Annotated in this window: 18 protein-coding genes; 9 read left to right on the forward strand and 9 right to left on the reverse strand. The window is 52.7% G+C overall.

All coding sequences use genetic code 11. From position 1 onward, the window contains the following. Positions 1-286 precede the first annotated feature (286 nt). The gene (locus DXU84_RS15925; RefSeq protein ID WP_013573358.1) at positions 287-664 is read left to right on the forward strand and encodes a YceK/YidQ family lipoprotein; all 378 of its coding nucleotides are present in this window, start codon (positions 287-289) and stop codon (positions 662-664) included. 42 nt (positions 665-706) lie between these two features. Here the strand turns inward: DXU84_RS15925 and DXU84_RS15930 are convergent, their stop codons facing one another. The 6 genes from DXU84_RS15930 to dnaA form a co-directional block, all read right to left on the reverse strand. Next, positions 707-1,969, reverse strand: a complete 1,263-nt coding sequence (locus DXU84_RS15930; protein ID WP_153376202.1) for a DUF3748 domain-containing protein — start codon at positions 1,967-1,969, stop codon at positions 707-709. Positions 1,970-1,995: 26 nt separating this feature from the next. Further along, positions 1,996-2,811 (reverse strand): sugar-phosphatase, encoded by an 816-nt coding sequence (yidA, locus tag DXU84_RS15935; protein WP_153376204.1) that lies wholly within the window; start codon positions 2,809-2,811, stop codon positions 1,996-1,998. 143 nt (positions 2,812-2,954) lie between these two features. Continuing rightward, the gene (gene gyrB / locus DXU84_RS15940) at positions 2,955-5,369 is read right to left on the reverse strand and encodes a DNA topoisomerase (ATP-hydrolyzing) subunit B (protein ID WP_013573355.1); all 2,415 of its coding nucleotides are present in this window, start codon (positions 5,367-5,369) and stop codon (positions 2,955-2,957) included. 19 nt (positions 5,370-5,388) lie between these two features. Then, entirely contained in the window at positions 5,389-6,477 is a 1,089-nt protein-coding gene (gene recF, locus DXU84_RS15945) for a DNA replication/repair protein RecF (RefSeq protein ID WP_037033875.1), read from the reverse strand. A gap of 127 nt (positions 6,478-6,604) precedes the next feature. Continuing rightward, positions 6,605-7,705, reverse strand: coding sequence for a DNA polymerase III subunit beta (gene dnaN / locus DXU84_RS15950; protein WP_013573353.1), 1,101 nt, complete (start codon positions 7,703-7,705; stop codon positions 6,605-6,607). Between the two features lie 4 nt (positions 7,706-7,709). Further along, positions 7,710-9,101, reverse strand: coding sequence for a chromosomal replication initiator protein DnaA (gene dnaA / locus DXU84_RS15955; RefSeq protein ID WP_014333276.1), 1,392 nt, complete (start codon positions 9,099-9,101; stop codon positions 7,710-7,712). Between the two features lie 686 nt (positions 9,102-9,787). Between dnaA and rpmH the strand changes: the two genes are divergently transcribed. The 5 genes from rpmH (at position 9,788) to mnmE (ending at position 13,641) form a co-directional block, all read left to right on the forward strand. After that, positions 9,788-9,928 (forward strand): 50S ribosomal protein L34, encoded by a 141-nt coding sequence (gene rpmH / locus DXU84_RS15965; RefSeq protein WP_009637487.1) that lies wholly within the window; start codon positions 9,788-9,790, stop codon positions 9,926-9,928. An 18-nt stretch (positions 9,929-9,946) separates the two neighbouring features. Beyond that, on the forward strand, positions 9,947-10,306 hold the full coding sequence (gene rnpA, locus DXU84_RS15970) for a ribonuclease P protein component (protein ID WP_071823635.1): 360 nt from the start codon (positions 9,947-9,949) through the stop codon (positions 10,304-10,306). Beyond that, entirely contained in the window at positions 10,270-10,527 is a 258-nt protein-coding gene (gene yidD / locus DXU84_RS15975) for a membrane protein insertion efficiency factor YidD (RefSeq protein WP_013577705.1), read from the forward strand. The genes rnpA and yidD overlap by 37 nt, the downstream gene beginning before the upstream one ends. 2 nt (positions 10,528-10,529) lie before the next feature. Further along, positions 10,530-12,164: a membrane protein insertase YidC gene (gene yidC, locus DXU84_RS15980; RefSeq protein ID WP_013577704.1), complete on the forward strand. Its 1,635-nt coding sequence runs from the start codon at positions 10,530-10,532 to the stop codon at positions 12,162-12,164. Positions 12,165-12,276: 112 nt separating this feature from the next. Continuing rightward, positions 12,277-13,641 (forward strand): tRNA uridine-5-carboxymethylaminomethyl(34) synthesis GTPase MnmE, encoded by a 1,365-nt coding sequence (mnmE, locus tag DXU84_RS15985; protein WP_013577703.1) that lies wholly within the window; start codon positions 12,277-12,279, stop codon positions 13,639-13,641. 71 nt (positions 13,642-13,712) lie between these two features. Here the strand turns inward: mnmE and DXU84_RS15990 are convergent, their stop codons facing one another. Further along, on the reverse strand, positions 13,713-14,312 hold the full coding sequence (locus DXU84_RS15990; RefSeq protein WP_126125283.1) for a short chain dehydrogenase: 600 nt from the start codon (positions 14,310-14,312) through the stop codon (positions 13,713-13,715). Positions 14,313-14,412: 100 nt separating this feature from the next. On the opposite strand from DXU84_RS15990, the gene DXU84_RS15995 reads away from it, so the two are divergent. Continuing rightward, on the forward strand, positions 14,413-15,300 hold the full coding sequence (locus DXU84_RS15995; RefSeq protein ID WP_354567828.1) for a LysR substrate-binding domain-containing protein: 888 nt from the start codon (positions 14,413-14,415) through the stop codon (positions 15,298-15,300). A 75-nt stretch (positions 15,301-15,375) separates the two neighbouring features. On the opposite strand, the gene DXU84_RS16000 is transcribed toward DXU84_RS15995, so the two are convergent. Next, positions 15,376-17,271 (reverse strand): methyl-accepting chemotaxis protein, encoded by a 1,896-nt coding sequence (locus DXU84_RS16000; RefSeq protein ID WP_013577700.1) that lies wholly within the window; start codon positions 17,269-17,271, stop codon positions 15,376-15,378. Between the two features lie 323 nt (positions 17,272-17,594). Here DXU84_RS16000 and DXU84_RS16005 point away from each other — a divergent pair, with 323 nt between their 5' ends. After that, positions 17,595-18,320 carry a 4'-phosphopantetheinyl transferase superfamily protein gene (locus DXU84_RS16005; RefSeq protein ID WP_013577699.1) on the forward strand — a complete coding sequence of 242 codons (726 nt, stop codon included), beginning with the start codon at positions 17,595-17,597 and terminating at the stop codon, positions 18,318-18,320. 91 nt (positions 18,321-18,411) lie between these two features. Further along, the gene (locus tag DXU84_RS16010; RefSeq protein ID WP_013577698.1) at positions 18,412-18,981 is read left to right on the forward strand and encodes an NADPH-dependent FMN reductase; all 570 of its coding nucleotides are present in this window, start codon (positions 18,412-18,414) and stop codon (positions 18,979-18,981) included. A 74-nt stretch (positions 18,982-19,055) separates the two neighbouring features. Here DXU84_RS16010 and DXU84_RS16015 read toward each other — a convergent pair whose 3' ends face one another. Continuing rightward, positions 19,056-20,393, reverse strand: coding sequence for an NCS2 family permease (locus DXU84_RS16015; protein WP_013577697.1), 1,338 nt, complete (start codon positions 20,391-20,393; stop codon positions 19,056-19,058). Positions 20,394-20,437: the final 44 nt, after the last annotated feature.

Consider the following 20,437-nt stretch of genomic DNA (forward strand, 5'->3'; position numbering starts at 1 on the left):
TTCTCCTCCTGCGTCGTACAGTTAAAATGGAGACAAAAGGGCATATTTCAAGCCTGAAAAAACAAAAAATTTGGCTGTTGTTTATATGATGACAGCCAAAATACATGGCGGGACAGGGCTAAAATCCAGGGAGAGCAGGCGAATTCCTGCAAGATTTCAAATAGTAATTACACTTAATGGGATCGCAGCCACAGAGCTACAGCTTGCTTTGTTAATTTTTTGGGCTGAGTGGTATAAGTCACATTGACGTATAAGCTCAGCCTGACAGCATAAGATGAGTTCTAACATGACGAAATTTGCATTAACGCCGCTGATGACAGGATGTGTTTTTTTAGCGACGAGCGGTTGCTCCAGCGTAATGAGCCATACAGGTGGTGACACCGGATATTATTCAGGCGCACGTGCTGATGTGAATATGATAAAAAGCGATGACACCAGTTGGGCGATGACGCCGCTGCTGTTGATTGATTTGCCGTTCAGCGCCGTGCTGGATACGGTATTGCTGCCTTATGATTATTTTCGCAGCGGAAAAGTGACGACGCGCGATCGCGTCAAAGCCAGTGAAGAACACAATATTGCGCTGAGTAACGGTGTGGATATCGATCACATCCCGCCCATGACGACCACGCCGCGTCAGCAAAAATCGTCGACACATAAGAAGTAGTCACAATAAAACCGGCCTGTTCCGACCGGTTTACATCGTTCGCTAATCGCTATCGGCCACGCAAATCTGCGCATAGCCGTTACACTGACGCATAAACGCCACTTTGCTGCCATCGGGAGAATACACTACGGCATCGGCACAGGGTGCGTTTTCTGATCGTTGCGTTAACCGCTGCATCTTTCCGCTTTCCATGTCCAGCCGCATCACGCTGTTATCGCATACCAGCGCCAGAGATTTTCCGTCCTGGCTCCAGCTGAAGGCTGATTGAATTCCGCTTTCAGAATGGCTGATTTGCGCCGGCGCGCCGCCGTTAGGTGACACCGTCCAGACCTGAACCACTCCGGTTTCATCTTGCATCAGAAACGCAATCTTTGCGCCATCCGGCGATACGCGCAACCAGTGACGCGGTTGCAGGGCAATACCATTTTCAGTAAAAGTAATCCGTCTCTGTTTCACGCCCGCGGGTGACGCAGGCAGCATTTCCGGCGTGCCCTGCAAAGGTTTATCACCCGCCTGACGGTAATCCTCATCATTGCGCGGCAAATCCACCACAAAGATTTCCGGGTGCTTTTCACCACGAGCGGAAAGCGTGTCGCCGATAAAAGCCAGCGCCCACCGCTGACGGCTGCCATCCGGTTTCAGATAGCCTTCACGGCCAATCCAGCCTTCTTCGTAAGCCCGGTTGATTTCATCGCTGCCGGGGTGAGGACAGGGCGTGGTTTCGCTGACCAGCATGCTGAAATGGCTTCCATCGTATTCACGGGGATGATGCTTTGGCGGAATAACGGGATATCCTGAAATCGCCACGCCGACGTTGCGCAGATCGAGCGCCGGATCGCGTTCATGCAACACATGGTCGTTATAGGTAAAGCTCAGACGCGAACCATCCGGGCTGAAGACGTGAACATGTGTGCCACCGCGCAGGGCTCCGGCGGTAAAGGGGGCGGTAATGTCCATCGCATCCAGCGTGATGGCCTTTTCGCGCGCGGGCTCAGTGACAATAACTCCGCGACGGTGATGAAAATCATACTGCCAGCTGGCATCAGGATTTTCAGGGCCATGAATAAACGCATAACGGACAGGAAGATCCGGGCTGACGGTCACCACTCCCACATGCGCGCCGTCTTTTGCCTGATAAAGGACTTCCGTCTCACCGGTTTCGACATTCACGCGCTCAATGGTTGAACCGCTAAAAGAACCGCCATGCGGACGGACGTCATACACCAGCCACTGGCTGTCCGGCGTCCAGACATTAATGTTGGTGAGCTGATGCCCGCGGGCATCAGAAGTTAATTGTTTTTCCATGGCTGCAAGGTTCCTTCGGTACAAGCTCAGACGTTCAGAACAAATTTCTCGACCGCAAACGCCACGCCGTCTTCCGTGTTTGTTTTGGTAACGAACTGGCTGACGGCTTTTACGCTGTCCAGCGCATTCCCCATCGCGACACCAATTCCGGCGTATTCCAGCATCGCAATGTCGTTCTCCTGATCACCGAGCGTCATCACGCTCTCCCGCGCGATACCCAGTTTTTCCGCCAGTACTTTCACGCCTTCACCTTTATTCACGCGCTTATCGAGGATCTCGAGGAAATACGGTGAGCTTTTCATGATGGTGTAGCGTTCTTTTGCTTCAGCAGGAAGCTGACTGATGGCGCGATCCAGCAAGTCCGGATCGTCAATCATCATGACTTTCGGGAAGGTCAGTGCCGGATCCATTTCCTCTGCCGGGCAGAATTGCAACGGAATGCCGGTGGTGAAGGATTCATGTACGCTGTATTTGCTGATATGGCGGTTGGCGGTAAACAGATCGGTTTTGGTCAGTGCATGGAAATGCACACCAAGGTCACGCGCCAGCTGTTCAAAGTAGTGATAATCTTCAATTTTGAGGGCTACTTCGGCAATTACGCTGCTATCTTTCGCATTGTGCACAAGCGCGCCGTTGTTGGTGATGCAGTAACAACCGTCCTGCTGTAAATCCAGTTCCATCAGATAACGCTGCACACCGACGAACGGACGGCCGGTCGCCAGAACGATTTGCACACCTTTCGCCCGTGCTTCTGACAACGCTTTTTTAACGGCAGGGGTCACTTCATGCTGCGGATTGAGCAATGTCCCGTCCATATCAATTGCAATTAATTCAATAGCCATAGCATCCTCAGAGTTTAAGAAATCTTGCGCAATGCTAACGCGATTACCCGCTGTAAAGCCAGCCGCAATGCGGGTCGCGTCAGACGAAAAAAAAAGTCCGAAGCGGTTTCCCGTTTCGGACTCTTTATCAGCTCACGCCATTATCAGATATCGATATTGGCCGCTTTCAGGGCATTCTCTTCGATGAAGGCGCGACGCGGTTCAACCGCATCGCCCATCAGCGTAGTGAACAACTGGTCAGCAGCGATGGCATCTTTCACGGTCACACGTAACATGCGACGTTGTTCAGGATCCATGGTGGTTTCCCACAGCTGATCAGGGTTCATTTCACCCAGACCTTTGTATCGCTGAATCGACAGACCACGACGGGACTCTTTCACCAGCCATTCCAGCGCCTGCTCGAAGCTGGTCACTGGCTGACGGCGTTCGCCACGTTCGATGAAGGCATCTTCTTCGATCAGGCCGCGCAGCTGTTCGCCCAGCGCACAGATTTTGCGGTATTCGCCACCCTGAATGAAGTCTGCATCGAGATCGTAATCCGTATCAACACCGTGTGTACGGATACGCAGAACCGGTTCGAAAAGCTGATGTTCACGGTTTTCACGCACGATCGCGCTGTAAGAACTGCCGTGCTGCTCTTTCTCATTGAGACGCGCGACCAGCGATTCTATCCAGGTCTGAACTTTCGCCTGATCGGTCAGATCTGACCCCGGCAGGGTCGGCTGATAGATCAGGTTATTCAGCAGCGCACGCGGATAACGACGTTCCATGCGGCCAATCATTTTCTGCACGCTGTGATGTTCAGCCACCAGTTTCTCCAGCGGTTCACCCGCCAGGGCTGGTGCATGGGCGTTGGCGTGTAACGTTGCCCCGTCCATCGCAATGGAAATCTGATACTGATCCATCGCTTCATCATCTTTAATGTACTGTTCCTGCTTACCTTTTTTGACTTTGTACAATGGAGGCTGTGCGATAAACACGTGGCCACGCTCGACAATTTCAGGCATCTGACGGTAGAAGAACGTCAGCAACAGGGTACGGATGTGTGAACCATCGACGTCGGCATCGGTCATGATGATGATGCTGTGATAGCGCAGTTTGTCCGGGTTGTACTCGTCACGGCCAATGCCGCAACCGAGCGCAGTAATCAGTGTTGCCACTTCCTGAGAAGAGAGCATTTTGTCGAAGCGCGCTTTTTCTACGTTGAGGATTTTACCTTTCAACGGCAGAATCGCCTGGTTCTTACGGTTACGGCCTTGTTTTGCTGAGCCGCCCGCTGAGTCCCCTTCCACTAAGTACAGTTCGGAATGAGCCGGGTCACGTTCCTGACAGTCCGCCAGTTTGCCTGGCAAGCCAGCCAGGTCCAGCGCACCTTTACGGCGGGTCATTTCACGGGCTTTACGGGCTGCTTCACGGGCGCGCGCAGCGTCGATGATTTTCCCCACAACGATTTTGGCGTCTGACGGATTTTCCATCAGGTAATCCACCAGCTTCTCGTTCATCAGCGTTTCAACGGCCGTTTTCACTTCAGAAGAAACCAGTTTGTCTTTGGTTTGTGAAGAGAACTTAGGATCCGGTACCTTCACAGACACCACAGCAATCAAACCTTCACGGGCATCGTCACCGGTGGCGCTGATTTTGGATTTCTTGCTGTAACCTTCTTTATCCATGTAAGCGTTCAGGGTACGGGTCATCGCCGAACGGAAACCGGCTAAGTGAGTCCCGCCATCGCGCTGTGGAATATTGTTGGTGAAGCAGTAAATGTTTTCCTGGAAACCATCATTCCACTGCAACGCAACCTCAACACCAATATCGTCCTTCATCGTAGAGAAATAGAATACGGTCGGATGGATTGGGGTTTTGTTTTTGTTCAGGTATTCCACGAAGGCTTTGATACCGCCTTCATAATGGAAGTGATCATTCTTACCATCACGTTTATCCAGCAGACGGATTGCCACGCCGGAGTTCAGGAATGACAGTTCACGCAGGCGTTTCGCCAGAATCTCATACTCGAATTCTGTGTGATTGGTGAAGGTGTTGAAGCTCGGCCAGAAACGTACCGTGGTACCGGTTACGTCAGTATCGCCAATCACTTTCAGCGGATCCTGCGGCTCGCCGTGCACGTAAGTCTGAGTGTGCACTTTGCCTTCACGGCGGATAACCAGTTCCAGTTTTTCCGACAAGGCATTAACGACGGAAACACCTACGCCATGCAGACCGCCGGAGACTTTATACGAGTTATCGTCGAATTTACCACCAGCATGAAGAACGGTCATAATGACCTGAGCAGCAGAAACGCCCTCTTCTTCATGAATGCCGGTCGGAATACCACGGCCATCATCCTGTACGGAAACAGAGTTATCCGCATGGATCGTGACCTGAATCTCTTTACAGTGGCCCGCGAGGGCTTCGTCGATAGCGTTGTCCACAACCTCGAATACCATGTGGTGCAGACCAGTGCCGTCATCGGTATCGCCGATATACATGCCGGGGCGCTTACGCACCGCGTCCAGCCCTTTTAATACCTTGATACTTGAGGAGTCATAAGAATTCGACATCAACGTTTCTCGCTCATTTTTAGTCCTGTGATAGAACGGCTATTTTACCTTGTTCCACGCGGAACATCTTGCCCTTTTCACCCATCATGTCGGTCACTTGCTCAGCGCTTATCGCACTGACAAAAACCTGTGCCTGGGTGGCTTTCAGGCGATCAGCCAGCAACCGACGTCGGTCGGTGTCCAGCTCAGAGGCAAAATCGTCAAGAAGATACAGGCAACGCCGCCCGCTCTGTCGGGTGAGAAACTCACCCTGCGCCAGTCTCAGCGCACACATCAGTAACTTCAACTGCCCACGGGACAGTAAATCTTCCACCGGCGTGCCGTCGGCACGAATGCGGAAATCCGCTTTATGCGGGCCTGATGCGGTATAGGTTAAGGCTCTGTCGCGTTCAAAATTACGCTCCAGCAACTCGCCGTACTCCGTCTCCTTATCCCATCCACGCTGGAAAGAAAAACTGAGGGCGAATTCGGGCAGGAATTGCGCGCAGGTCGCGCTGATATCAGCCGCGATCGCGTCGCTGTAAGCTGCCCGCCATTCGCTAATACGCCCGGCTAACGGGATCAGTTCCTGATCCCAGGCACGAATTTGCGCATAACGACTCACCTGTCGCAGCGCGGCGTTGCGCTGCTTGAGTAACCGTCGCAGGTTGCTCCAGGCGATAAAAAAACCGGGGTCGTGATGAAAACAACCCCAGTCAATAAATGCCCGCCGGTACTTCGGCCCGCCGTTGAGCAGGGTGAAGCCTTCGGGTGTGATCAGTTGCATCGGCAGCATCTGTGCCAGTTCAGACACTTTGTGGCCATCACTGCCATCAATGCGTACTTTACTGTCGCCCTGACGGCTTTTGCTCAGACCAATCGACAATTCACGATCACCGCCGTCATCCACACGCGCATGGAGAACAAACTCCGGCTGATCGTGACGAATCACGCGTCCGGCCTGCAAACTGCGAAAAGCGCGGCCATGCCCCAGCGTATAGACCGCTTCGAGCACACTGGTTTTACCGCTACCATTGGGACCGACCAGAAAGTTAAAACCGGGCGACGGATCTAAATCTGCCGCCTCGATGTTGCGGAAATCTTTTATCAGTAAGCGCGTTAAGGCCATCTACTATCCATTCCAGGGCATCATCGTCGCAGTCAGTTTGCGTGCAGCTACAGTAAGCGGAGCATACTCAGGTGCGTGGGCATTGCGAACACTGCCCGATCGCAAAATGACAAGTCAGATAGCCCGATTACAGCCGCATTGGCATAACGACATACGCTGCCGACTGACTGGCTGCGTCTTCAATCTGCACGCTGGAAACAGAGTCCGTCAGCAACAGATTAACGTCTTCGCACTTGAGTGCATTGAGCACATCCAGTACGTAACTGACGTTGAAACCGATTTCCATTTCAGTGCCTTCGTAACCGACATCCAGAATTTCTTCTGCCTCTTCCTGTTCCGGGTTATTCGCGGTGATTTTCAGCTGGTTATGGCTGACATACAAACGTACGCCACGGAATTTTTCGTTGGACAGGATCGCGGCACGGGCAAACGCCTGCTTGAGCAAATCGCAGCCTGCCTGCAGCGTTTTGTCCGGATTTTTCGGCAATACGCGGCGATAGTCAGGGAAACGACCGTCAACCAGTTTAGAGGTAAAGATGAAGTCGCCGACGTGAGCACGGATATTGTTGCTGCCGATTTGCAGCTGCAATGTGGTGTCACCGCCATCAAGCAGACGCACCAGTTCCATCACGCCTTTACGCGGCACGATCACCGAATGCGACGGCAGAGACTGGCCGATTGGCATAGAACATACGGCCAGACGGTGACCGTCGGTCGCGACAGTACGCAGTTCTTCACCTTCGGTTTCGAACAGCATACCGTTTAAATAATAACGAACGTCCTGATGGGCCATAGAAAACTGCGTGGCTTCGATCAGACGTTTCAACGTGGCCTGCGGCAGGGTGAATTCTACTTCGCTTTGCCAGTCGTCGAGATTAGGGAAATCTGTCGCCGGTAAGGTCGACAGCGAGAAACGGCTGCGGCCTGATTTTACCAGCATGCGGTCGCCGTCGAGCGCGACGGAAATTTCCGCGCCTTCCGGCAATCCACGGCAGATATCAAAGAATTTACGCGCCGGCACCGTGGTGGCACCCGCTTCATGTGGCTGAGACAGCGCGACTTTCGCCACCATCTCCATTTCCAAATCCGTCCCGGTCAGCGACAGCGCGCCATCCGTCACCTGTAATAACAGGTTACCCAGAATAGGCAACGTTGGTCGTCCACCCAGCGGACTACTGACCTGTTGCAGTGGTTTCAGCAAATGCTCACGTTCAACAATAAATTTCATAGCGCTAGGAAGATAATGTTCTGATTAAGTTGGAGAAATCTTCTTTGATGTCGTGACTTTCTTCACGCAACTGCTCGATTTTACGGCAGGCGTGCAACACCGTGGTATGGTCCCGACCACCGAACGCATCGCCGATTTCTGGCAGGCTGTGGTTGGTCAGCTCTTTCGCCAGCGCCATCGCCATCTGGCGTGGGCGGGCTACCGAACGGGAGCGCCGTTTGGAAAGCAGGTCAGCGACCTTGATTTTATAATATTCGGCCACTGTTTTCTGAATATTATCAATAGTGACCAGCTTCTCCTGAAGCGCTAACAAATCGCGCAACGCTTCACGAACGAAGTCGATGGTGATCGCACGGCCGGTAAAGTTGGCATTGGCGATCACGCGGTTCAGTGCGCCTTCAAGCTCACGCACATTGGAACGCAGACGTTTAGCAATAAAGAAGGCCACTTCGCCGGGCAGACGGATATCGTTCTCGTCGGCCTTTTTCATCAGGATCGCTACGCGGGTTTCTAATTCAGGCGGCTCGATCGCCACCGTTAAACCCCAGCCGAAACGCGATTTCAGACGATCTTCAACACCGTTGATCTCTTTTGGATAACGATCCGAGGTCAGGATGATCTGCTGATTGCCTTCCAGCAGGGCATTAAAGGTGTGGAAGAACTCTTCCTGTGAACGCTCTTTATTGGCAAAGAACTGGATGTCATCGATGAGCAACGCATCGACAGAACGGTAATAGCGTTTGAACTCTTCAATGGCGTTGTTTTGCAGGGCTTTGACCATGTCCTGAACAAAACGCTCGGAGTGCATGTACACCACTTTGGCATTGGCTTTACGCGCCATGATGCCGTTACCGACGGCGTGCAATAAGTGGGTTTTACCCAGACCGGTGCCACCATAAAGGAAAAGCGGGTTGTACGCGCCACCCGGATTATCCGCCACCTGACGCGCCGCCGCGCGAGCCAGTTGGTTAGATTTACCTTCTACGAAGTTATCAAAGGTATGTTTCGGGTTGACGTTAGAGCGATAAGACAGCTCAGGCTGAGCCGGTGAGCTGTCCCAGCTTGGACGGGAAGGCGCCAGACGCGGAATGGCAGGCGCAGCCTGTGAACTGACGCTGGCCGCAACAGGCTGGCTGACGCGTTGGATCACCGGCTTGCTGCCGACTTCAAAACGCAGCAACGGTGCATCCGTGCCACAGAAATCGTTAAGCAAGCCGTTAATATTATTTAGGTATTTGTCACGAACCCAATCCAGAACAAAACGATTCGGGGCATACAGCGCCAGCGTATTGTCGTTGAGTTCCGCCTGCAGGGGGCGTATCCACATACTGAATTCTGTGGCAGGTAGTTCATCCTGCAAACGGGCAAGACATTGCTGCCAAAGCGAAAGTGACACGGCGGACTCCACTCGAACAAGTATCAAAAAAGAAAAGGATCAGGATATTTTTTAAATCATGATTTTTGGCACACGTTCCGCCCGCTAATGGGGGAAAATTTCTCTCACCACCCTGTCAGTGGCGTAAAGTCACGTGCGAACCGCTTTTTGCGGTTTTTGTCGATAGCATCCCAGCCGGGATCGCGATCGGAATGGCGGATCATAACGCAATCCGGCCCAGAGATCCTCCCCTTCCTGACAGATTAGATCCTTTTTATCCACAGGCAGCAATCGGCAAGTGGGTAAGCTTAGCCGATCCTTTTAAAATTAGGCGATGTAATCATCACTCTGGTGAAAAAATAGGAGTCCGCTGAGTTAAATTTCATCATACTGCGAGAAAGATCGCACGCCTGTGGATAAGGATCAGGCGAGGATCCTTGCGATTTGCGGCAGAGTCCGTATAATCTTCAGCCCTACGTGTGAAGCCTGTGTTCCTGATGGTCATAACCAGATGGATATTGCGGTGTGACCACGGGCAATTCTGGTAAACACTTGAACCATTTCTGGCAATGTAAATTGACTCAGGACTGTACAGTTATTACAATCCCGCTTCTTTATATGTTGCGACAAAGGCACCGGTCGTTTTTTCGCCGAAATGTCTTCGCGTTTACTGATCAGTAATAATTTAAGTTTAGGTAGAAATCGCCATGAAACGCACTTTCCAACCGTCCGTATTGAAGCGCAACCGTAGCCACGGCTTCCGTGCTCGTATGGCCACCAAAAATGGTCGTCAGGTTCTGGCTCGCCGTCGTGCGAAAGGCCGTACCCGTCTGTCAGCTTCTAAGTAATAAAAGCTAACCTATTTAGTGGTTAAGCTCGCTTTTCCCAGGGAGTTACGTTTGTTAACTCCCCGTCATTTCACTTTCGTCTTCCAGCAGCCACAACGGGCTGGCACGCCGCAAATCACTATACTCGGCCGCCTGAACGAGCTGGGGCATCCCCGCATCGGTCTCACCGTCGCAAAAAAACACGTCAAACGCGCACATGAACGCAATCGGATCAAACGCCTTACCCGCGAAAGTTTCCGGTTGAATCAGCATACGCTGCCGTCGATGGATTTTGTGGTAGTAGCCAAAAAGGGTGTCGCCGATTTAGATAATCGCGCGCTGACGGAAGCGTTGGAGAAATTATGGCGTCGACATTGCCGACAGGCTCCCGCATCCTGATAAAGCTGATACGTGGTTATCAGCTATTCATCAGTCCGTTGCTCGGGCCGCATTGCCGCTTTCGACCAACCTGCTCTCAATACAGTATTGAAGCAATTGGTCGTTTTGGCATGTTAAAAGGCAGTTGGTTGACTTTGAAACGCGTATTAAAATGCCATCCTTTGAACCCAGGTGGTGATGACCCCGTACCGCCGAAAACCGACAATAACAGAGAACACTAACGATGGATTCGCAACGCAATCTTTTCCTCATCGCTCTGCTGTTCGTGTCTTTCATGATCTGGCAGGCATGGCAAACGGACCACGCTCCGCAACCGGCCAACCAGACCACGCAACAGACTGCGAACACTGCAAACGGTGATGCTACTAATCAGGCTGTTCCTGATAGCGGACAGGGCAAATTAATTACAGTTAACAGTGATGTGCTGTCATTAACGATCAACACCCGTGGTGGCGACATTGAGCAGGCTCTGCTGAAGGCTTACCCAACGACTTTGGGCTCTGACCAGCCTTTCCAGTTACTGGAAACTACTCCTAATTTCCTCTATCAGGCACAAAGTGGTCTGACAGGTAAAAACGGTCCAGACAATCCGGCTAACGGTGAACGCCCTCTGTTCAAGGCGAGCTCCGATACCTTCACAATGGCTGAAGGCCAGTCTGAACTGCGCATTCCGATGACTTACACGGCGGCGAACGGTGCGATTTACACCAAAACCTTCGTGATCAAACGTGGTTCTTACGCGGTAAACGTTGAATACAACATCAACAACACCACGGCTGCCCCGCTTGAACTGACCATGTTCGGTCAGCTGAAACAAACCACCGAATTACCTAAGCACCGTGATACCGGCAGCAATAACTTTGCTCTGCACACGTTCCGCGGCGCGGCATATTCCTCAAGTGATGACAAATATCAGAAGTATGCGTTCGATAAGAGCGAAGCACTGAATGTCACGACTCAGGGTGGTTGGGTTGCGATGTTGCAGCAGTACTTTGCAACGGCGTGGATCCCATCAGCGAAAGACACCAATACCTTCTTCACCACCACCAATAACGGTATTTCAACGATTGGCTTTAAAGGCACACCGTTTACCGTTGCACCAGGTGCACAGCAACAAGTTGCTTCTATCCTGTGGGTTGGTCCGGAAATTCAGGACAAGATGGCCGCTATCGCGCCACACCTTGACCTGACGGTTGACTACGGTTGGTTATGGTTCATCTCTCAGCCACTGTTCAAACTGTTGAAATTCATTCAAGGGTTTGTCGGTAACTGGGGCTTCTCGATCATCGTTATCACCTTTATTGTTCGCGGTATCATGTATCCACTGACCCGCGCACAGTACACGTCGATGGCGAAAATGCGTATGTTGCAGCCGAAACTGGCCGCCATGCGTGAACGTATCGGTGATGACAAACAGCGCATGAGTCAGGAAATGATGGCGCTGTATAAGTCTGAGAAAGTGAACCCGCTGGGTGGCTGTCTGCCGCTGGTTATTCAGATGCCAATCTTCCTGGCACTGTATTACATGCTGTCTGGTTCCATTGAACTGCGCCACGCGCCATTCATCCTGTGGATCCATGACTTGTCAGCACAAGACCCGTACTACATTCTGCCGGTTCTGATGGGTATCACGATGTTCTTCATCCAGAAGATGTCGCCGACCACCGTCACTGACCCGATGCAGCAGAAGATCATGACCTTCATGCCGGTCATCTTCACCGTGTTCTTCCTGTGGTTCCCGTCTGGCCTGGTGGTGTACTACATCGTCAGTAACCTGGTCACCATTCTCCAGCAGCAGCTGATTTATCGCGGGCTGGAAAAACGTGGCCTGCACAGCCGCGACAAGAAAAAGTCATAAGTGAATGTCAGGACGGCTTTCGTCCTGACCGCTAAACTTGATGATAAAAAAGAAAGGCGATCATTTGATCGCCTTTTGCATATCCGTAAAAAGACCAACAGAGATCATTGCTATGAGCACCTCAGATACCATTATTGCCCAGGCAACCCCACCCGGCCGCGGTGGTGTGGGCATTTTGCGCATTTCCGGCCGTGCGGCGCGTGATGTGGCACAGGCTGTCTTAGGTAAACTGCCCAAGCCGCGTTATGCCGATTATCTGCCGTTTCAGGATGCTGATGGCAGCACGCTGGATCAGGGCATCGCGTTGTGGTTCCCCGGCCCGAACTCCTTTACCGGCGAAGACGTGCTTGAGCTGCAAGGCCACGGCGGGCCGGTGATCCTGGATTTGCTGCTTAAACGCATTATCGCGCTGGAAAACGTGCGAATTGCGCGTCCTGGCGAATTCTCTGAACGGGCTTTCCTCAACGATAAACTCGACCTGGCGCAGGCTGAAGCGATTGCTGATCTTATCGACGCCAGCTCCGAGCAGGCCGCACGTTCAGCGGTTAACTCCTTACAGGGCGCTTTCTCGAACCGTATTCATCATCTGGTGGAAGCACTCACTCACCTGCGGATCTTTGTCGAAGCGGCTATCGACTTCCCCGATGAGGAAATCGACTTCCTGTCCGACGGTAAAATCGAAGCCAAACTCAATACGGTGATGGGTGATCTCGATGCCGTGCGGGCCGAAGCACGTCAGGGCAGCCTGCTGCGTGAAGGGATGAAAGTGGTGATTGCCGGGCGTCCGAACGCCGGTAAATCCAGCCTGCTGAACGCGCTGGCCGGTCGTGAAGCGGCGATCGTTACCGATATCGCGGGCACTACGCGTGACGTTTTACGCGAACATATCCACCTTGATGGCATGCCGTTGCACATCATTGACACCGCCGGGTTACGTGAAGCCAGCGACGAAGTTGAGCGCATTGGTATCGAACGTGCATGGAATGAGATTGAACAGGCGGACTTAGTGCTGTTTATGGTCGACGGTACAACAACGGAAGCAACCGAGCCTGCGGACATCTGGCCCGAATTTATGGCCCGCCTGCCCGCGAGTTTACCTATTGTCGTTGTACGCAACAAAGCGGATATCACCGGCGAAGCGCTGGGACAAACGGAAGTGAATGGTCACTCACTTATTCGCCTTTCTGCCCGCACCGGCGATGGCGTTGATCTGCTGCGCGATCATCTGAAACAGGTGATGGGCTTCAATCACAATATGGAAGGCGGATTCCTTGCCCGTCGCCGTCACCTGCAGGCGCTGGAACAGGCCGCACAGCATCTGGTTCAGGGTAAAGATCAACTGCTTGGCGCATGGGCGGGTGAACTGCTGGCGGAAGAACTGCGTCTGGCTCAGCAATCGCTGAGCGAAATCACCGGTGAATTTACCTCGGATGATTTACTGGGGCGTATCTTCTCGAGTTTCTGTATCGGTAAATAAGCCGCTCTTCGCAGCAAACAAAACCCACATTGGAAAATGTGGGTTTTTTATTTTATTCAAAGAATTACGCCTTACCAGACTTTATAAACGCGTCCGGTCTGCGCCCCTTCCACGCTGCGACGATACGCTTTCGCCACGCGCGCTGCCGGTGCAGCCTCAAAGCCCGGGAAGAACGGGCCGTAAGCTTTCAGCGACTCTTCTACTACGGTCGGGCTGACCACATTGATGCGAATACCCCGTGACAGTTCAATCGCCGCGCCCCGGACAAAGCCTTCGACGGCGGCATTTACCGTGGTGGCGTTTGCCCCCTGACGAATAGGTTCATCAGCAATGATCCCGCTGGTCAGCGTGATGGAACCGCCATCGTTAAGGAATGACTGACCGATCAGCGCAAGGCGCACCTGGCCAAGCAGTTTATTCTGCAAACCAATATTGAACTGTGCTGCGGTCATCTCCACCAGCGGGCCAAAGTGCAGGCTGCCGGTAGTAGCAATAATCGCATCAACTTTTCCCGTACTCTGGAAAAGCGCTTTTACGCTGTTTTCATCGGTAATATCGACCTGAAAATCGCCGCGGGTTTTGCCTGCGGTGACAATTTCATGGTCTGCGCTAAGCTCCTGAATCACGGCTTTACCCAATGTACCTGTCCCGCCAATCACTAAAATTTTCATCAGATATTCCTCAACGTTGTTTGCAGGACCATCTTTCACCAAACTACGGGTTAGATATAGAATCGTATTATTCATTCTGTTCTAACTCAGGGTTTGTAATGTGGATAAGTTGCGGAATATCGAGGTCTTTATCAGCGTGGTAGAAACCGGGAATTTCAGTACAGCAGCGGAAACGCTGGGGATTTCAGCAGTGATGGTCGGCAAGCATATTCAGCAACTGGAAAAGTATTTGAATGCCCGCCTGTTGCAACGCACCACACGCAAGCAAAGCCTGACGGATGCCGGTGAAGTGTTTTACGAGAACGGAAAACGGGTGCTGGAGCAGATGAAATTCACCGAAAGCGCGATGGAAAGCCTGCAAAGCGTGCCGACCGGACTGCTGCGGGTCAGCGCCCCCGTATCACTCGGCTCCAGCGTGGTGGCGCCGATGCTGGCCCGTTATCTGCAAAAACACCCGAAAGTAAACGTGGAACTGATACTGAGCAACGCCAGGGTAGATTTGATCGCAGAGGGTTTTGACGCGGCGATCCGTATTGGCGAAATTGGCGATGACCGGCTGGTCGCCAAGCCGCTGAACCCTTATGAAATGGTGATCTGCGCTTCTGCAGATTATTTACAGCGTTTCGGCACGCCCGCGACGCCGGAAGATCTGAAAACGCACCCGTGCCTGGTGCATACCGTCTGGAATCAGAGTGAAGGCTGGCATCTGGCGAATGCAGAGCGCACCACGTCAGCGTGGCCGGTTAACAGCCGCTATGTATCCAACGACGGTCATGCGCTGCGCGCTGCCGCACTGGAAGGCGCCGGTTTGTTGCTGCAACCCAAAGTGTTACTGGCCGAAGATATCGCCAGCGGACAACTGATCCCGGTACTTGAGTCTTTTATCCCGAAACCCCGGGCAGTGCATCTGGTTTATCTGCCCGATTTCAGGCCGCGCGCCAAACTGACCAGCCTGATTAACTTCATGACTGAACACGCCTTTTACTGAGCCTTACGCAAAATACAAAACGGTAAGTGATCGCTCACTTACCGCTCAGTTTTGAACACTTTTAATCAGACGAAATCAGAGCTTAAAGCCTGCTACCACGGTTTCCAGCTGAACGGTCTGATCCTGCATCGCCTGCGCAGCGGCAGAAACCTGTTCCACCAGCGCGGCGTTCTGCTGCGTGGCGTTATCCAGCTGCGTGATAGCCACATTTACCTGCTCGATGCCCAGACTTTGCTCCTGACTGGAAGACATGATTTCGTTCATCAGCGTCGCCACGTTGTTCACGCCACCCATGACTTCATCCATCGTCGTTCCGGCGGTCGCCACCAGTTCGCTGCCGGTGGCGATATCCGCCACAGAATCCTCGATCAGCTTTTTGATTTCACGCGCGGAAGTGGCTGAGCGCTGTGCCAGACTGCGCACTTCGGATGCCACAACGGCGAAACCGCGTCCCTGTTCACCGGCACGCGCCGCTTCAACCGCCGCATTCAGCGCCAGAATGTTGGTCTGGAAAGCGATGCCGTCGATCACGCTGATGATATCGACGATTTTATGTGAAGAGCGGGTGATCGAGCCCATGGTCTCAACCACCTGTTTCACCACGTCCGAGCCCCTCCCGGCAACAGCCGAGGCATCACGGGCCAACTGGTTAGCCCCTTCCGCATTGGCAGCGTTCTGTTTCACGGTGCTGGTCAGCTGTTCCATTGAGGCTGCCGTTTCGACAATCGAGCTGGCCTGTTCTTCGGTTCGTGCTGACAGGTCCAGGTTACCGCTGGCAATCTGGCGCGAAGCCGAGGTGATAGCCAGACTGCTGTCGCCAACCTGACGCAGAATGGATTGCAGGAAAGACAGGAAACCGTTGAAGTTCTGGTTGATCTGATTGAACTCAGGGCTGCGGCTTTCCGGTAAGCGCCGGGTTAAGTCGGCACCGCCCGCAGAAAGCTGGGCGATATTTTTATTCAGTGCCGCCAGCTGGCGCATGAAAATTTTAATCGCGGCGATCAGAACGATCAGCAACAGCAAGACCATCGGGATTTGAACCAGTCCGAGACTCGTCAGAATGCTGTGGCTGCGCGCCAGTAACTGACTGGTCGGCATGTCGGTGGCGATAAACCACGGCCCCTGAATGTTGCTCATAAACATGGTATGCGACGTGCCGTCATTATCGTAGTCAGCCACCAGACTCGCCTGCCCGTTGATCTGATCCAGACTTTTGCGGATCTGCATCGCCAGCGGAGAAGTTTCGCCCAGTGAGGCCAGTTTCGGCAGTTTTTCATCCGTGGAATGACTGGTACCGACGATGGTGCCGTCTTTTTCCACGATATAAATCCTGGCGTGAACCTTTTTCTCCATCTCTGTCACCAGCTGGTTAAAGAACCCCAGTGTGACGTCAATGGTGGCGACGCCCCATTGCTTATCATCTTTGTAAATCGGCATCGCACAGTTAGTCCGCGGCTGGGTGCTGGCGTCATCGAAATAAGCAGGCGCCCAGACACACTGACCCTTTTCACCTTTTGATGCCGCCAGATACCACGACTGATCGAAATAGTTTGGGGATTCGGCGCTGTTCCAGAAAGTATTGACCGTCAGTTGATTATTATTATTACGGGCAAAGAAGGTGCTGAATTTGATTTTGGCCGGATCGCGTTGGTTCGGCAGAGGCCAGATCCCGCCACCAAACACGGCAGAGTCACCGTACTGATCAACCAGTGCCGGAAGTAAACGATCGATACTGTCGCTGTCCATTTGTGCAACAGTCTGGGTAATGGTGCGAACCTGTGACTCAACTTTATTCAGGCGGTCATTAATTGCCACCGCGACATCATCCACCTGATTAGCAACCAGATTACTTTCTGTCTGTTTCAGCTGGGGAGCGATATACACCTGGATCACGATAAGCGTAACGATGATCAGCACAATAAAAAACAAGCTGATCAATGCGATAAAGCGGGATTGCGTCGTTTTTAACATTTTTGGGTACTCGCAGGCAAAGCAGCGAGATCGCTGCTTAATTAGTAACGGCATTTTCTGGCGTTTCTTTATGTGGCTGTAGTAGATATATCTGGTGTAAGAATCTTATGAGTAAAAATCCAGAACATCATTCCAGTGAGATTCTTTCCCAATAAGAGATTAAGACTGTGATTACTTTCACTTTATGTTTATGAAAAACTGTATGAAAAGGGAAGAATGTGTGTGGCACTGCGGGGTTTAAGCGGTTTTTAATGATTTCTCTTAATGTTATTCTTTAGAACAATTGAGAAACTGCGGTCGAACCATTAATCATGGAGTGAACAATGGCGTGCCATTTTGCAAGATGGGCAATGACGGATGCAGAACCGGATACACACCGGTTGCCGCAAGAGATCGTATTATTTGCAAAACACCTTTCCGAAAAACAGCGCAAGCGTTTCTTAAACGGCCGCGTTCTGCTGGCAGAAATGATTTTCTATCTCTATGGAATCGCGGAACTTCCCAGCGTCATCACGTTACCCAGCGGTCGTCCGAGTTTTGAATCCCCTGATTTGCCTGATTTCAGTCTGGCGTATGCAGGAAGTACCGTCGGTGTTTTAATCAGCAGCGAAGGGAAAGTCGGCCTCGATCTCGAAATCATTCATGCCCGCAGTGCGCTGGTGAATCAGCAACAGCAATTACAGCTTTCTGCGGTGGAGAAAACCTGGATTGCTATGCAATCCGATCCGGTGGAATCCTCTCTGCAACTGTGGTGTATCCGCCAGAGCATGCTGAAAATGTCCGGCCTGAACGATCAGAGTCCGCTTACGCTCAGCCTGAATCCCGCTTCTGGTCGTTTACGGTCTACCGTAACGCCCGAGGCGCAGGTGATGAGCGACATTGAAGGTTCCATTATCTGGTCATGTGCGCAGTCACCCTCGATTATCCGTTTGCAGTGCTGGCGTTACGAACCTGAAAACGGCTTCACCCGCACACAAACCCTGGCCACAGACCAGCAATCTGAATCACCACACTTCATGAAATTCATCAGCCTGCCACCCGCTAAATAAAACTTCACTTTTGTTTACGCCCGTCGTGCCGTTTTTCGTTTATGGTTACAGGCAGTTCCTTTCGCAAAGTCATCCATAACAGGAGTTACCCATGTCAGCTCAACCACTGAAGTTTGTCACACTGTTAGGCAGTCTTCGTAAAGCGTCTTACAACGGAATGGTCGCCCGCACATTGCCAAAAGTGGCACCAGAGGGCATCAGCATTGAGGCGTTGCCTTCCATCGGTACACTGCCGCTCTATGATGCAGATATTCAGCAGGAAGAAGGCTTTCCGGCGGATGTTGAAGCGATTGCGGAACAAATCCGTCAGGCGGATGGCGTCATTATCGTCACGCCGGAGTATAACTACTCCGTTCCGGGCGGCCTGAAAAATGCGATCGACTGGATTTCCCGCCTGCCGAATCAGCCACTGGCCGGTAAGCCCGTGCTGATCCAGACCAGTTCAATGGGTCCGGTCGGCGGGGCACGTTGTCAGTATCATCTGCGTCAGATTCTGGTGTTCCTGGATGCGATGGTGATGAATAAACCCGAATTTATGGGTGGTGTGATCCAGAATAAAGTGGATGAGCAAATCGGCGAAGTCATCGACCAGGGGACGCTCGATTTCCTGCGCGGCCAGCTGACGGCATTTGCCGACTATACGCGCCGCGTCAGCCAATAATTCCGGTCATCAGAAATGCAAACAGCCCGCAATGCGGGCTGTTTTTTTACAGGCGTTAAGCAGATGTCAGCGGATTAATGCCCGTCGACAAACGCGATTTTCAGCACAAACAGCAGGGCTACGACCACCACACACGGGCTGATTTCTTTCCAGCGGCCAGTGCCCAGTTTCATCACCACGTAAGAGATGAAGCCCAGCGCGATACCTTCGGTGATCGAGAAGCTGAACGGCATCATTACCGCGGTCACGAACGCCGGAACCGCTTCGGTCAGGTCATCCCAGGAAACACGCGCCAGACTGGAGGTCATCAGCACGCCGACATAAATCAGCGCACCGGCCGCCGCGTATTCCGGCACCATCCCCGCCAGTGGGGAAATGAAGATCACCAGCAGGAACAGTAAACCGGTCACCACCGCCGTCAGGCCGGTACGACCGCCCACGGAAACGCCGGAGGTGCTTTCAATGTACGCGCCCACCGATGAAGTACCGATAAATGCCCCCGCCACGGAAGACACGCTGTCAACGTACAGCGCCTGTTTCATCTGCGGGAACTTGCCCTGCGCATCAGCCAGACCGGCTTTGTCGGTCACACCAATCAGCGTGCCGGAGGAGTCAAACAGGTTCACCAGCATGAAGGAGAAAATGACGCCCGCCAGACCGATATTCAGCGCGCCTTTCAAATCCACCTGACCGACAACCGTGGTGATGCTCGGCGGCATCGACCAGAAACCGGTGTAATGCACATCGCCAATCATCAGGCCAATGACTGTCGTGACAATAATCGACACCAGCACCGAGGCGTGGAAATTGCGCGACGCCAGCACGGCAATAATGAAGAACCCCAGCACACCGAGCAGCACGTTGTGCGAGGTCAGATTACCGATGGTCACGATGGTGTCAGGGTTCGGGACAATAATGCCGGCGTTTTTCAGCCCCATCATGCCGATAAACAGCCCGATACCGGCGGTAATGCCCACACGCAGGCTGACCGGAATATTGGCAATCATCCAGTAACGGATGCGGAAAATAGTCAGCAGCAGCAAACCCACAGCACCCCAGAATATCGCGCCCATACCGACCTGCCAGGAAACGCCCATTGCGCCGACGACCACAAACGCGAAGAACGCATTCAGGCCCATCGCCGGTGCCAGTGCGACCGGCAGGTTGGCGATCACGCCCATCAGGATGCTGCCGAACGCGGCAATCAGGCAGGTGGTCACGAACACGGCCTGTTTATCCATCCCCGCAACACCCAGGATCTGCGGGTTCACGAAAACGATATAGACCATGGTCAGGAAGGTAGTTAAACCGGCGATAGTTTCGGTGCGTACGGTGGTGCCGTGCTGCGTCAGTTTAAACAGACGTTCAGCCAGACCTTTACCCGCAGTCGCATTGCTCTGTGGTGTGCTCATTGGTGAGTTCCAAAATGGGGGAAAAACAATCGGGGGGTATCCTA

It is taken from the genome of Rahnella sp. RcJ3 (assembly GCF_009498575.1).
In the GTDB taxonomy this organism is placed as follows: Bacteria; Pseudomonadota; Gammaproteobacteria; order Enterobacterales; family Enterobacteriaceae; genus Rahnella; species Rahnella aceris.

What these genes read in the sequence shown, in the direction of transcription:
- DXU84_RS15925 (WP_013573358.1), top strand. Translation starts at nt 287, where the DNA reads ATGACGAAATTTGCATTAACGCCGCTGATGACAGGATGTGTTTTTTTA.
- DXU84_RS15930 (WP_153376202.1), bottom strand. Translation starts at nt 1,969, where the DNA reads ATGGAAAAACAATTAACTTCTGATGCCCGCGGGCATCAGCTCACCAAC.
- yidA (WP_153376204.1), bottom strand. Translation starts at nt 2,811, where the DNA reads ATGGCTATTGAATTAATTGCAATTGATATGGACGGGACATTGCTCAAT.
- gyrB (WP_013573355.1), bottom strand. Translation starts at nt 5,369, where the DNA reads ATGTCGAATTCTTATGACTCCTCAAGTATCAAGGTATTAAAAGGGCTG.
- recF (WP_037033875.1), bottom strand. Translation starts at nt 6,477, where the DNA reads ATGGCCTTAACGCGCTTACTGATAAAAGATTTCCGCAACATCGAGGCG.
- dnaN (WP_013573353.1), bottom strand. Translation starts at nt 7,705, where the DNA reads ATGAAATTTATTGTTGAACGTGAGCATTTGCTGAAACCACTGCAACAG.
- rpmH (WP_009637487.1), top strand. Translation starts at nt 9,788, where the DNA reads ATGAAACGCACTTTCCAACCGTCCGTATTGAAGCGCAACCGTAGCCAC.
- yidD (WP_013577705.1), top strand. Translation starts at nt 10,270, where the DNA reads ATGGCGTCGACATTGCCGACAGGCTCCCGCATCCTGATAAAGCTGATA.
- yidC (WP_013577704.1), top strand. Translation starts at nt 10,530, where the DNA reads ATGGATTCGCAACGCAATCTTTTCCTCATCGCTCTGCTGTTCGTGTCT.
- mnmE (WP_013577703.1), top strand. Translation starts at nt 12,277, where the DNA reads ATGAGCACCTCAGATACCATTATTGCCCAGGCAACCCCACCCGGCCGC.
- DXU84_RS15990 (WP_126125283.1), bottom strand. Translation starts at nt 14,312, where the DNA reads ATGAAAATTTTAGTGATTGGCGGGACAGGTACATTGGGTAAAGCCGTG.
- DXU84_RS16000 (WP_013577700.1), bottom strand. Translation starts at nt 17,271, where the DNA reads ATGTTAAAAACGACGCAATCCCGCTTTATCGCATTGATCAGCTTGTTT.
- DXU84_RS16005 (WP_013577699.1), top strand. Translation starts at nt 17,595, where the DNA reads ATGGCGTGCCATTTTGCAAGATGGGCAATGACGGATGCAGAACCGGAT.
- DXU84_RS16010 (WP_013577698.1), top strand. Translation starts at nt 18,412, where the DNA reads ATGTCAGCTCAACCACTGAAGTTTGTCACACTGTTAGGCAGTCTTCGT.
- DXU84_RS16015 (WP_013577697.1), bottom strand. Translation starts at nt 20,393, where the DNA reads ATGAGCACACCACAGAGCAATGCGACTGCGGGTAAAGGTCTGGCTGAA.